This is a genomic window from Lachnoclostridium sp., assembly GCF_031997925.1.
Classification (GTDB): Bacteria; Bacillota; Clostridia; order Lachnospirales; family Lachnospiraceae; genus Lachnoclostridium.
The window spans coordinates 4436-18703 of the sequence record NZ_DAMADT010000012.1; the positions used below are offsets into that span (position 1 = coordinate 4436).

The following is a 14268-nucleotide window of genomic DNA, read 5'->3' on the forward strand; positions in this document are numbered from 1 at the left end:
CACTTTTAATTATTATTTTAAAGCAGGACGAAGTAAATCACTATCTTTTTTAACAGCGTCAATCCACTCTGCTTTTGTCTTATCACCAGTTACTAAAGAGTTAATAGTACCAAACACAGTATCATTAAAGTTAATACCTTCTACTGGTTCTGTTGCTGCAAATCCTCCTAAGGCTGCCTTGGAACCATTGTCATAGATACCATAGAAAAGTTTCTGTTCGCCTTCAAGCTTATCAGTTAAACCAATGATTGGTTGGATCGCATTATGTTTAGCAAAGAGTTCTGCTGCTTTATCCGAGTAGAGGTAAGCTATAAATTGTTTTGCTGCATCTTTGTTCACAGCTTCACTTGGAACCCAGATTTGCTCAAACCATGTGAAAGAGTAAGACTCTCCGCCCTCTTTTACGGCTGGTAGTGCTGTAAATCCCCATTTAAATCCATCCGCTCTAGGTGCGTCTTTCATTTCTCCAGTTACCCATGTTCCATTTGGCATGAATAGTGCTTTGTTATCAAGAATTAATTGCTGGTTCTTTAAATAGTTATCATTATTTGCATTAGATGGAACTGATTTTTCAATATAAGAAGCCATTTTATCCATAATATCAAATACTTGTTGTGCCTCTGGAGAATCCCAAACTCCTTCTTCATAATGAGTTACCTTTTCAAAAAAATCTGCTCCGCCTACTTCATATAATAATGCATAAAAGAATGCATCAAAATATCCTGCAGTTGGGTATGTAAATAGCGCAATACCTTCTTCTTTTGCTTTATCTCCCAATTTCCACATTTCATCAAATGTCTTTGGTACTGTCCAACCCTTCTCAGCAAATAATCCCTCATTATAGAATAATCCACAAGGATTATAGAACATAGGCATCATATATGTTTTACCGTCGCTATATGGATTTGTTAAAGAAGTTTCGGTAAATCCACCTGCAATTTTATCACCAACTTTTACATTTTCACCTGGAACCGTCATACTTAACACACTTGAAAGGTCTTCCATAGCATTTTCTTTTATCATGGTTTCAGTAAGGGCTGCTGGTCGTCCTGTTGCTAAAGATACAACATCAGGATAATCTCCTGCTTTCATGCTAGCACCGATTACATCTTCAATGTTTTTGTCAATAATAAGTTCTACTTTAATACCCGTTTCTTCTTCAAATGCTTTACAGGCATCTTCCCAAAGTTCTTTTCCATAAGCCCCCTCAAGAGCTGCTACTCTTATCGTTGTAGATTCTTTAGTTTCTGTCTTCGTGTCTGTTTTTGTTTCTGTCTTAGTGTCTGTCTTAGTGTCTGTCTTAGTGTCTGTTTTAGTTTCTGTTTTAGTTTCTGTCTTAGTTCCTGATGTATCTGCCGGTGTATTTTTTTGTCCACAGCCTACTAATGTACTCATTACTAAGATAAGGGTTAAAAAAATGCCAATTACTCTTTTCATTTTACATTCTCCTTTAATTTAAGTTTATCAAACTTGTACTTTGAGTATATCTTTTTACCCGAATAATGCAACACTATTTTTGCTTAATTCTTTATATATATTGCTGTTATATTTAAAAAGTTATTAATGTTTTTTTCATCATATCGTACATCTTCATTATCAATTTTTTATTTTATTATATGCTTTGCACAAATATGTTTTCTAGTGTATAATATTTTTATGTTGAAGTAATTTATTGTAAAACAATTTATCTAAATTGAAAGGAAGGATGTCACTATGAGTAATAACATGTACTATTTGAAAAATACTAGCAATAAAAGTGCCAATTTTAAAACTGACAGTAAACTCTCTTATGTATTCAATACAAATAGTAATGAAAGCATTACTGAATCGACTTCTTCAATTAGTGGCGACCTTCTTTATGTTTCTGTTTCTAAATATGAGAGTGATTGGAATAGCTTACTGCATACCCACTATTTTTCAGAATTATTCTATATTACAAGTGGTAGAGGTGAATTTATCGTAGGCTCTAAAAAATTTCAAGTTGATCCTGATAATATGGTTATTATAAATCCAAAAGTTGAGCATACTGAAACATCTGTCGGAGATACCCCTCTAGAATATATTATTCTAGGAATCGATGGCCTCGCATTTAATTCGCTGGAAGAGGATTATATTGTTATAAATAGTTATGCTATTAAAACTGATATGCGTTTTTATCTGAATGCGTTAGCTATAGAGATGAAAAAAGATCGATTATTTCGAGAAGTAATCTGTCAAAACTTATTAAGTACTATATTAATTCTTATCCTTCGAAACAAAAATTTAGATATCTCAATTTTTGCAAGTAATAATGCTAGTAAAGAGTGTGCACTAGTAAAAAAATATATTGATAATAATTTTAAAAACAATGTCACGCTTGACGAATTGGCAAGCCTTTCTCATCTTAACAAATTTTACCTTGTACATAATTTTACTAAAACATATGGTATTTCTCCAATTAATTATCTTCTATTAAAAAGAATTGAGGAAAGCAAATATATGCTTACTAGCACAAACCATTCGCTTTCCTCTATTTCACGTATTATGGGCTTTTCTTCCGCTAGCTATTTCTCTCAGGCTTTTAAAAGAAATGCAAAAGTAGCTCCCTTAGAATACCGAAAAATCACACAACTTAAAGAACATCCGAATCCCAGTTGACAAGATCCACTTGGTTCCTCATTCGTTATGAAACAATGAAAGTAAACACCATCGATTAAGTATGCATATTTTCAAAATCATTTATAAAATAATCATGCTCTCCCAATACATAACCAATGTCTTTTGTTTTACCAAGATGGACATCCGCATATTAATAACAATAGCCTTTTGATTCATTTTTAAAGAATTTTAAAAACTTGTAGTTCTTTATCTAATTCATTCATTTTACTATTAAGATCATTAGCAGCTCCTTTCAAAGTTTTTACAATTTCCATTTGTCCTCCGGTCGAATCCGTAACAACATTTGAAGATGTTGCTGTTTCTTGCGAAACTGCAGAGATGTTTTGAATTGAATCTAAAGCATTAATTCTATCAATATCAGCATCTTGTACGTAACATCCTATTTGATTCATATTTCCTATTAGTTTTTCAATGCATTCATTCATTTGATTAATCATTTTAATCGTCTGACTAACTATGTTCGCTTGCTTTTCAACGATAACTTCTGCACTGTTTGCTGCATCAACCGTTTCAATTGTTTGAAGCTTAATTGAAATTACAACCTTCTGAATCTCATTTGCTGCTTCCTGTGATGCATCCGCTAACTTCCTAATTTCTTCTGCAATTACAGCAAAACCACCTCCATAGGTTCCTGCTCTTGCAGCCTCAATCGAAGCATTTAAGGATAATAAGTTTGTTTGTTGCTCGATATTTTTAATTATATCAACAAACTTTTCTATTACCTCTGACTTATCCTTTAATTCTGTAATATCATCTTTTACTTTACCAGTAATCTTCGTTGTAGAAATAGATTGTTTCGTTAACTCATGCATAACTTGTATTACTTCTGTCAAAACATTCATAACCGTAGTTGTACTACCTTCCGCTTCGTTTACTTGCATATTAATATGTTCCATTTTATAAGAAAGGCTGTCCATTTGTACCAAGCATTGTTGTGCATCTTCGGCTTGTTGTGAAACCCCTCTATCAATTTCTTCAATTGCATATACTATATTATTAGTGCTATTGTCAATATCCTGTGAAACATTTGAAACACGGTTTGATGAAATTGAGACCTGTTCTACACTATGTTCTACTTTCATTACTAGATTTCGCATATTAATAATCATTTCATTAATTCTACTATTTAATATACCAAACTCATTTTTCGTTTTATTATTGATTGTTACGGTCAAATCCCCTTTCGAAGCCTTAGCTAATACAACCGTCATGTTCTTGATATTTTTATTTATATTTAGCAAAATCATCGTAGCTACAAATATAGCTAATATACAAGCTAGAACAACTAAAAATAACGTCACCATTTTAATCGATAATGTATCTTTAATCACTGATTCCATTGGTATCAGCGCATAAATCAATCCTTCTGATTTTAAACTTTTACTATATATGAAAAGATGCTTTTCATTTTGATATGTAACATAATGTGACCCTGACTCCTCTTTATCATTTACACATTGTTGGATAAAGCTATATTCAGAAATTTTAGAACTATTGGTATCTTCAGCGTTGATATTTATTTCTTTCCCATCATTTGTTATGAATCCCGCCATACCTTTTTCCCCTATATTAAGTCGTAATAGTCTTTGCATAACAGCCTCTTTGCTAATATCTATTACAACAAATGCGGAATCATTTGGTAGAATACTAATGAAGGAAAGTGCATAATTATCAGATTTTGTATTAGTCATATCATCCAAAGTTTTATGATTACCTATGGACTTAACTGTATTCGAATCTTTATTTATTTTCTGTCCTTCCTCAGATGCAATCCATTTCTCAAAAAAACCGGCTTCCACTACCCCCTTTGAAGTAATGACTTCACTTAAAGCTTTCGGAATAATCATTATGGATTCAACAAATTGGTTCGTCGAAGAAATAGCTAATAAATTTTTCTTCTTTTTTTTATAGATAGAATTATAATTAATTGGATTATCATGATACATACCTGAAGAATAAGCAGCAATTTCGTCATCAAGAGCTAACTGTAATATTTCAGATTTTACCAAATCAAAGCCAAAATCTAAGTAGTCTCTTGCCATATTAATAGAACTAGTCGTTGTTTCCTCAAACTTTTTTACAATGCCATCTTCTGCTTTTTTATATGAAATTAGTCCTACTAAAATTATAAAGGCAATCGGGATAATAAATCCTATAGCAAGCTGTATCTTTAACCCAATTACATCAAGAAAGTCTATTTTATTATTTTTGTCTTTTTTTAATTTCTTCTTGTCTTTGGCTATTTCATATGCTTTTTTCATTGTATCCTCCTAACTTAATCGATATCTATTCAAGTCTATGTTAGCATTGTACCAACAGTACATTTCTTCAACAACAAACAAAACTGATACTTTCTCATTATTTAATGAATTGGCCTCTCTAAAATGTAACAATTTCTTCGAAAATCAATGAATCCGAGTTAGGCGAATATAAAAAGTCACTTGCAGATCTTTTGGAGTATGAAAGTCTATAGTGACATTTAACTTAGTTAGTATAAAAATAGTAATCGTAAAAAAGATCGTGTCTCAAAAAAAATAGCCAGCCTTTTGTTATATTAAAAGGTTGGCTATTAACGACATTATAATTCTTAAATAATTTATCATAAGCACTTACAAATTATAAAATTTATGCTCTCTCGCTTTTCTTTGTAACTACAAATACTATACCAGCACATGCTACGACACCAAGAAGTATAACAACTGGCATCATATTTTCTCCAGTCTTTGGTAAATTCTCTGATGTATTGCTTGTTGCTTCAGTAACAGCAGGTGTTCCAGCCACTGGGGTTCCTAAACTTGAAGCTTGGTCATCGGATAAAAACATATCTTTAACATAATATACGCTGCTTCCACCGTCAAGTCCCGTAAAGTTAACCCAAGAAATTATCGCAAGATCATTTTGATCTACTGGAAGAACTACGTCCTGGTATTCTTCTGTTAAAGTGATACCAAGATCTTTTAAATTAAAGGTTGCGGTGTCTGAAATTACGATTTGTGCAGCATCTGTGGCTCCTGTCGCTTTCATCACTATATGTAAGTACTTTGCATTTACCTCGTAATCGCCCATGTTAAGCTGTGTCCAGTTACCAGGCCCCTTTACGCATCCTTCTGCTTCTTCCCCTGCATTCACAAATCCACCACTTATCATTTTACCATCCTTCATTAAGTCCGTAGCTGCAAATGCATTCACAGAAAACAAGGACATAATAGCAAGTGCTGCAAAAATTGTTGCAATAGATTTTCTTAATTTTCTCATAGTAAATACCTCCTTGTGTTATTTAGTTTGACGTAAAACTGAAAATATTTCCCGGATGTATTGTATAAATTGTATAGTTTAACGTTTAACTAAATAGTATCATCTCTTCCTTATTCTGTCAATATCTATTTGGGGTCTTTTAGAATCAATCCGAACCTTTTTTCGCAGGCTTTAACTTCTTTCATTCTTTTCACAAATATCACTTCCTTTCACAATAGAAAAGGGTTGCTTCTTGGCAACCCCTTCCATCCCATATGTTTCATAAAAATATTTGCTAGTTATGTATCATGTAATTTAATACAATTATTTATCTAAACTGTTCTAATCACCTATGAACTAATAAACCTTAGCCCATTCAGCAATATTGCTTGGTTCAAATTTAAAAGGTGCACCTAAGATAATTTCTGTTCCACCATCTGCTGCAGCTGTAATTTTGTAAGAGCCATTATCACCTAATGTCATATCAGGAACAGTAAAGCTCTGATCTGCCGCACCTGTAATAGTTCCATTTACTAATGAAATAGAAGTATAAGCTGCTAAGTTGCCTAACTGAATTGGGTTCCATAAGAACATATAAGGACAAGAATGCTGATCGTCATCACCGATATAATCAGCCATCTCGGATGGTAATCCAAGTCCTGTTAATTTAACTTTACCACTTAAGCCTTTGTCTTGAAGGACTTTAGCTGCTGCCATAATACCTACAGTGGTTGGAGCACAGATTACTTTTATATCAGGATCAGCCGCTAAAATAGCTTCCGTCTGATCACAAGATGCCTGATATTCATCATCACCGTAATATACACCTATTAAGTTAAGTTTTGAATATTTAGAATCCTGCATCACTGTCTTCATACCATCAATCCAAGCATTCTGGTTTGTTGCAGTTGATGCTGCAGAAAGAACTGCCCAATCACCAGATCCTCCAGAAATGTCAAGAATAGCATCCATTAATGCCTGAGCAATCTGGGTGGTACCAGCCTGATTAACAAATACTTTACGGCTGTTTGCGTTGGTAGAAGAGTCAAAGGATAGGACGTGAATACCCTGATTTTTTGCTTCTATTAAAGCTGGCTCCAGAGCATCGGTATCATTTGCTGCAATTGCGATGCAGTCAACACCCTGCGCAATGGCGTTGTTTATACAAGTGATCTGATCTTCTGCAGTAGCTGATTTTGGCTCCTGAATAACGCATTTTCCTCCATTTTCTTCAATCACCTGTTTGTAACCTTCGATTTGCTTCTGGTTATAAGGGTTCCCTGCACTTTTAACGATGATCGCGTAAGTTGCATTTGTTGCATAACCATTCCCACCAGTTGTTGCAGCAGTTGTAGGGGTTTTTGCTTTGTTACTGCTTGTGTCGTTAGCTTTGCTACTACATCCAACAAGTAAACTTGCCATCATCGTTAAGCAAAGTACTAAACCAAAAATCTTCTTCATTTTTCCTTACCTCCACAAATTTTAAAATTTTATACTAACACTAGAGTGCGAGTATCATAAATAGTTTTTCCTTATACTTCCTTTGAATCTCTTTTAAGTATCTTTCCAAGATTTAAATTTGGTACCATTACCGCAAAAATTAAAAGTACACCCTTTACTACCATCATGATATTGGATGAAATATTTACTAAGCCCAGACCATACTCCAAGAAACCTAATAAGAATACTGCAATCATTGCTCCAATAAAATTACCTTTACCACCATCGGTCAAAACGCCGCCAAGTACACACATACCAATGGCATCCATTTCATAACCTGTTCCGATATTCGGTCTTGCACTTCCCATTTGTGCTGCAACGAATATCGCACAAATACCACTGAAAATACCTGCTAAGGTATAAATGATGATTCGCATCTTTGGTATATTAATTCCAGAATACCTTGCTGCCAGTTGATTACTTCCAACAGCAAACATTCTGCGTCCAAATGTTGATTTATGCATTACTATTCCAAAAATGATTGCGCAAACTACAAATACAAGAAACATAATTGGTACTACTCCACCAACTTTACCCCAATATAGCTTACTAAACCATTTTACCGAAGTGAAACCGCCGGTTGCCTGATCCTTCAAGATCATTTCTGCAATACCTCTATATAGGATTTGGGTTCCGAGCGTAACAATCATCGGATTTAATTCATGAAAGGTTACTAAAATAATTCCATTAAGCAAACCACATGCTGCACCAACAGTTACTGCAATTATTATAGATAGCCACATCGGACATCCTGCATTAAAGCTGACACCTAATATAACTGCTGCAAGTGCCACTTGTGAACCAACCGAAATATCAATTTCTCCTATCAATAATACAAAACACATCGGTAACGTTAGGAATGCTACACAAAGGAATGTATTGGTTGCATTAAACAACCCGTTCACACTCCAATAACGATTCGAGATCGTGATATTCATAATATTAACTGCGATAAAAACAATTACTAAGAACGTCTCCCACCGAAAGAGAAATTTATTCAAAGAGAATTTCTGATCCGTGCTGATTACTCTTCCAGACTTACCTGCCATGATTAATTCTCCCTCCTCTTTAATGCTGCTTTATTCATCTGCCTTTGAACAATTACGTTGATAATTACTGCAATAAGAATTATCAGACCTTTAATTGCTTTTTGCCAGAATTGGGATACACCAATAAGCGGAAGTCCCTTTCCAATAATAGAAATTATCAAGGTACCTAGGAATACTCCTATCACACTTCCACGTCCCCCACTAAGGCTTACACCACCGACTACACAAGCTGCAATAACATCCATTTCCAATCCTTCCGCCATATTCCCCTGCGAAGAAGCATATAGCGAAGTATACATTGCTCCAGATAATCCACATAAGGCGCCAAGGACAGAATAACAGGCAACTTTTACTTTTTTAATCTTAATACCACTGACCAATGCTGCTTCTGCGTTACTTCCTACTGCATATATTTTTCTTCCTGTAGGGGTCCATTTCATAACAAAATAGAATACAACATAAACTACAATGACAATTACGACAAGATTATTTACAATTCCAAATCCCAAATATCTGCTTTGTGCAAATGCTTTATACGCTTTTGAAAACTGTGATGCAGCAACCCATTCATTATTTGCAATCAAATAAGCAAGACCACGATAAATACTCATGAAACCCAGTGTACAGATAAGTGGATGAACTTTACCATATGCAATAATGATACCGATTAAAAGTCCACATAGGAGTCCAATCGCGGTTGAAATCAGGAATACCACGCTCACCGGTGTTCCAGGGTGATCTCTTAAAAATAAAGATGCAGCCATACCCGAAAATGCCAAAGTTGAACCAACCGAAATATCAATTGCACCGATTAAAAGTATCAGCATCATACCAGCTGCTACTACAAAATCAACTGCATAGTTTTTAAATAAAGATTCTATCGTTTCAGGCGTAAGAAAAGTACTATTTCTGCTTTGAATAAATACACAAAGGATTAATAATACAAACACCAAACTCACCTCACGCGAACCGGTGATTTTTTTCCACATAGTCTTAATCTTCATTACTGATCACCCTGCCCCTTCCCTGAAGTTGTTTTTGATGATTTTGCCATAGCTTTTTCAAGTATCAATTCCTGACATGCTTCTGCACGACATAACTCACCTGTTATTTTTCCTTCACACATTACTATGATTCTATCGCTCATCGCAAGGATCTCAGGCATTTCAGAAGAAATCATAATAATTGCATAGCCCTTCTTCGCCAACTGCCCCATAATATCATAAATTTCGGCTTTTGCACCAACATCAATTCCCTTTGTCGGCTCGTCCATGATTAGAACCTTTAAGTCGGAAGCAAGTATCTTTGCAACTGCAACCTTTTGCTGATTACCACCAGACAATGTACTTACTTTATCAAAGATGGAAGCTGCCTTTGTATCAACTTCCTCAGCAAGTTTTTTTGAAATAGCAAGTTCTGCTTTTTCATTTGTAAACAACCTACTTCCATATTTCTCAATTTCAGTTAACGTTACATTTCTTCCGATGCCCCAACTAAGTATCAATCCAAGATTTGATCTATCTTCCGTCAGAAGTCCGATACCGTTTTTAATTGCATCCTGAACATTACGAATCTCTACTTGTTCACCCTCCAGAAAGATCTTTCCGGAGTCAAGTTTCTCCACACCATAGATAGTCTGGATTACTTCTGTTCTTCTTGCACCGACAAGACCTGTCAAACCTAAGATTTCGCCAGCATGCACTGAAAAGGATACATCCTTGAAATAGCCCTCTCTGCAAAGTTTTTCTACTCTTAATACTTCCTTACCTATCTTAATCTCTGGTTTTGGGAACATATCATTGATCTCACGTCCTACCATTGCAGTTATTAAATCCTGGTTTGAAATCTTATCTACATCATAGGTTCCGATATATTTAGAATCTCTGAATACGGTTACCTTTGATGCCAAGCGGTACATATCTTCAAATCGATGGGATATAAATATAATTGAAGTGCCGTCATCTCGTAGTCTTTCAGCAATTCTATAAAGATTCTCAGACTCATTTTTCGTAAGTGATGCTGTAGGCTCATCCATAATGATAATTTTTGCGTTGGACGATAGTGCCTTTGCAATTTCAACCATCTGTTGCTGTGCAACACTTAAAGAGCCCATCTCATCGGTGGATTTAAAATCTGCATTCAACTGTTCCAATAGTTTTTGTGCATCCTGATTCATTTGCTTCCACTGAATGATACCATGCTTTATATTTTCATGTCCCATGAAAATATTTTCAGTTACGGTCAAATGAGGATATGCCGTTACATGTTGATAGATTGCTGCAATACCTGCTGCCTGGGCATCTTTTGGTCCCTTAAATTCAACCTTTATTCCATTTAAATAGATCTCTCCTTGTTCCGCTTTATGTACACCCGTAATCACCTTAATAAAGGTTGATTTTCCTGCACCATTTTCTCCCATTAGTGCATGTATTTCACCTCTTTTTAATTGAAAATGTACATCATCCAAAGCCCGAACACCAGGGAAAACCTTTGTGATACCTTTTAACTCAAGAATATATTCCTCAGCCAATCTACTTACTCCTTTCGCTGTCTTCATGCCAATGTGGATACTAGAATCCACTTCGCTACTTACCTGTAACCTTATAACAGCTCCGCCGCTGTAAGGTTACATTAATCTTCTTTTTATCTTCTTATTAATATCTTAGCATCGGAAGTTCTTACATCATATCGTAATATTGTTTGATTGAGGGTAATTTTCTGTTATTTCATAGGATTGAATTCTATTTTAAATTTAGTTATAATTGATATTAATTTAATGTGTTGTCACACCACATTATAAATTTATTTTTTACGGTACCTACGCTTAAAAAGTGAAACCAGAACATAAAGATTGATGCAAAACTAGTGTATTCATAAAGCCTTATATGGCATAATGGAGGTATCATGAGAATTCTAATTGTAGATGATGAAAAGCTTACCAGAGACGGTTTAATAGCAAATATTAACTGGCAGGCACTCTCATTTGATCAGATTGATCAGGCTGATGACGGAATAAATGCGATTCAGATTGCCAGAAAGCATCCTCCTAATGTTTTATTAACCGACGTACGAATGCCAAGAATGGACGGAATTGAATTAGTAGAAAAAATCTTGAAACTTTATCCAAACTGTTCCGTTATATTTATGAGCGGATATTCGGATAAAGAGTATTTAAAAGCAGCGATTAAGCTTCGAGCTATCCGTTATGTAGAAAAACCTATTGACCCTTTCGAAATCATGGACGCACTAAAACAGTCCATTCAAACCGTCAGACAACATCAGGCACAACAGGATTCCAATGTCCTATTCACAAGGGAGGCTGTATCTAGGTTTGCCCATAAGCTAACACATAACGGTTATGATATGAAAAATGACACCCTTATTGATGAAGCTGTTCTGAGAGGATCAATCAATAATTCCACCATGTTTACCACCTGCATCCTTCGAATTAATTCACCTTTTAATGTTATCATTGATAGTAGCAACCTTTCCTCCTATTTTGAAAATTTTAATAAATTTATTGCAAAATGGCATTTAAATGAGATACATTTTATCAAAAACGATACTCATATCGTAATACATATTTACGGAAATGAACGCCCGGAGGAATCTGTCCTATCCAAAATCGGCGCATACATGAAGTCCGTAATACCGAATGATTTGGAATATTTTATAACACTAGGAAGAACTGTCGTAGGTCCATCAAAAGTATTTGATTCTTATAACTCAGCAGCCATCCTACTACAAAGTTCCTTTTTCTTTGATTATGGTAGCATTTTAATCTATAAAAATTCACCTGAGGCGGTTTCAAGCATCTACCCGAATGAATTTCTTAACGATTTTACGGTAGCTATCCGTGACAAGAATTTCACTAGAGCGAGAGAACTTGTAGAAGCCTTATACGAATCCTTAAAGAATAACAGAACTCTTTTGACAAATGTCGTTAAAGATTTGTATTACAAGGCCTTTTTACAAATTAATTCAGCTCAATATGATTTGAAACTTCAGACAGAACATGCTGTTTCCGACTCAGAAAGTATGCTCGATAATATCACAAACTGTAAAATACTGAAAGAACTTCATCAGATGCTGTTAGCAAAGATTAATAGATTTGAAGAGAAGCTTCAGTCCACACCCAAGGAAAGCTCGACCATCTTTTTAATTCGGGATTATATTAGTAAGCATTACGGAGATTATACCCTATCCATAAAAGATATCAGTGATCATGTTCGTTTGTCATTTTCTTATCTTTGTACCGTTTTTAAAACGGAAACCGGAGAAACACTGAATCAGTACATAACCAATTTTCGTATCGAGAAAGCAAAGCAGCTTCTATCCGACCCACGTAATAAAATTATTGAGGTTTCCTCACGCGTCGGATATGCCGACAATAATTATTTCGGTAAATTATTCAAAAAGATAGTCGGTATCACTCCCTCAGAATATCGTGAAAAGGAACTGGGATTATAATACGTCATTTTATGTACTGAAATAATTACAATCAGAAGGAAAGGAAATCTATGATAAAGAATATATGTTCAAAGCTATATGATTATTATGTCCTTCGAATGAAACTGAAAACGAAATTTATGATTTCACATCTTCTTCTCGCTTTAGTTCCAACTATTTTTATTACTATTTTATGTTATCAACAATTACTCGGTATCACTACGAATAATACATTAAAATCCCTAGCGAGTATTTCATATCAGACACAAAATAGCCTCAGTAACACAATTAGTCAGATTGAAGGCATTGCTTCTAGTATCGAAAGCCAAGAATTTTTCACCAAATTCCTTTATAGTGATGCTCCGTTAGAATACAAGAACAATTCTACCTTTCAGGTAAGTCTAAATAATTTTTTTGAAACCGTAAATTTCCTTATGAACAATAACAAAGCCTCGGCTGTCAAAATCTATATTGATGATATTCATTATAATGTAATCTCCTCTTTCAATAAGGAGGGTATTTTTGATTCCGTAGAAGCAACTTTGGGTACTTATTGGCACGGTATCTTATCAAACACCAAGCAGTCTATTCTTGTCTGTCCGAGTATGTATCTCTCCCCGAATGAAATTAAAGAATACGGTGACCTTGCAATTGTACACAGTCTGAAGGTAAATGATGATTATATACATGTTGTAGTATATTTTAAACAGGATGTTATTGATGACATCTTAAAACAGGATCTCCCTTATACTCATAGCGTTATCTATATCATAAATGAACGGGATACCCTTGTTTCTACAACAAGTTCTACCTTATCCGGAACTTATCTACTAAAATACAAGAAAGTTCCGGAATTGATTAAAACAACGACTAAATTTATGCCGGTAGACTTCTCAAATTCCAAGGTATATTGCAATTATAAAACAATTCTTGGAACCGACTGGTATATGGTTACCACCATTCCAGCAAGAAACATGCTGGAAGAAGGTAACCAGCTTTTGCTTCGCTTTCTCTTATTTTACCTTGTGATTCTTGTATTTGGTGTGACACTCGCACTTCAGTTAAATAAATCAATTGTTAACCGTATTTCCTCTGTCATCACCAAAATGCAAAGTGCAAAGTATGGGGTTCCTTCCCCTCTAGATACCAAAGGTGGTACGGATGAGATTGGTGACCTGATTGAGACCTATAACTATATGTCCGATCATTTGAACCAACTGATGCTTGCGCAGGAGCAGGCGTCAAAAGAACTGCGTTTATCTGAATTCAAAGCACTTCAATCTCAAATTAATCCGCATTTTTTATATAACACATTAGATATGATTAACTGGATGGCACAGGCTGGTAAATCCTCTGAAATATCATTAGCTGTTCAAAG

General features: G+C 34.8%; 10 protein-coding genes. 3 read left to right on the plus strand and 7 right to left on the minus strand.

The features are described from left to right. Window positions 1–12: 12 nt before the first annotated feature. The gene (locus tag RTP52_RS09760) at window positions 13–1437 is read right to left on the minus strand and encodes a carbohydrate ABC transporter substrate-binding protein (protein ID WP_312370903.1); all 1425 of its coding nucleotides are present in this window, start codon (window positions 1435–1437) and stop codon (window positions 13–15) included. 276 nt (window positions 1438–1713) lie between these two features. Here RTP52_RS09760 and RTP52_RS09765 point away from each other — a divergent pair, with 276 nt between their 5' ends. Further along, entirely contained in the window at window positions 1714–2637 is a 924-nt protein-coding gene (locus RTP52_RS09765; RefSeq protein ID WP_312106061.1) for an AraC family transcriptional regulator, read from the plus strand. 179 nt (window positions 2638–2816) lie between these two features. On the opposite strand, the gene RTP52_RS09770 is transcribed toward RTP52_RS09765, so the two are convergent. From RTP52_RS09770 to RTP52_RS09795, 6 genes are all read right to left on the minus strand, one after another. Beyond that, on the minus strand, window positions 2817–4919 hold the full coding sequence (locus RTP52_RS09770) for a methyl-accepting chemotaxis protein (protein WP_312370905.1): 2103 nt from the start codon (window positions 4917–4919) through the stop codon (window positions 2817–2819). A 364-nt stretch (window positions 4920–5283) separates the two neighbouring features. Then, window positions 5284–5913: an LPXTG cell wall anchor domain-containing protein gene (locus tag RTP52_RS09775; protein ID WP_312370907.1), complete on the minus strand. Its 630-nt coding sequence runs from the start codon at window positions 5911–5913 to the stop codon at window positions 5284–5286. Between the two features lie 336 nt (window positions 5914–6249). After that, complete coding sequence (locus tag RTP52_RS09780) at window positions 6250–7353, minus strand: rhamnose ABC transporter substrate-binding protein (protein WP_312105830.1); 1104 nt, start codon at window positions 7351–7353, stop codon at window positions 6250–6252. 71 nt (window positions 7354–7424) lie between these two features. Beyond that, complete coding sequence (locus tag RTP52_RS09785; RefSeq protein ID WP_312370909.1) at window positions 7425–8441, minus strand: ABC transporter permease; 1017 nt, start codon at window positions 8439–8441, stop codon at window positions 7425–7427. Window positions 8442–8443: 2 nt separating this feature from the next. After that, window positions 8444–9445, minus strand: coding sequence for an ABC transporter permease (locus tag RTP52_RS09790; RefSeq protein WP_312105827.1), 1002 nt, complete (start codon window positions 9443–9445; stop codon window positions 8444–8446). Further along, complete coding sequence (locus tag RTP52_RS09795; protein WP_312371000.1) at window positions 9445–10998, minus strand: sugar ABC transporter ATP-binding protein; 1554 nt, start codon at window positions 10996–10998, stop codon at window positions 9445–9447. The genes RTP52_RS09790 and RTP52_RS09795 overlap by 1 nt, the downstream gene beginning before the upstream one ends. A 347-nt stretch (window positions 10999–11345) precedes the next feature. Between RTP52_RS09795 and RTP52_RS09800 the strand changes: the two genes are divergently transcribed. Both RTP52_RS09800 and RTP52_RS09805 read left to right on the plus strand, forming a co-directional pair. Beyond that, window positions 11346–12911, plus strand: coding sequence for a response regulator transcription factor (locus RTP52_RS09800; RefSeq protein WP_312370911.1), 1566 nt, complete (start codon window positions 11346–11348; stop codon window positions 12909–12911). Between the two features lie 50 nt (window positions 12912–12961). Further along, window positions 12962–14268 (plus strand): sensor histidine kinase (locus RTP52_RS09805; RefSeq protein ID WP_312370913.1); only part of this gene is annotated, 1307 nt, incomplete at its 3' end.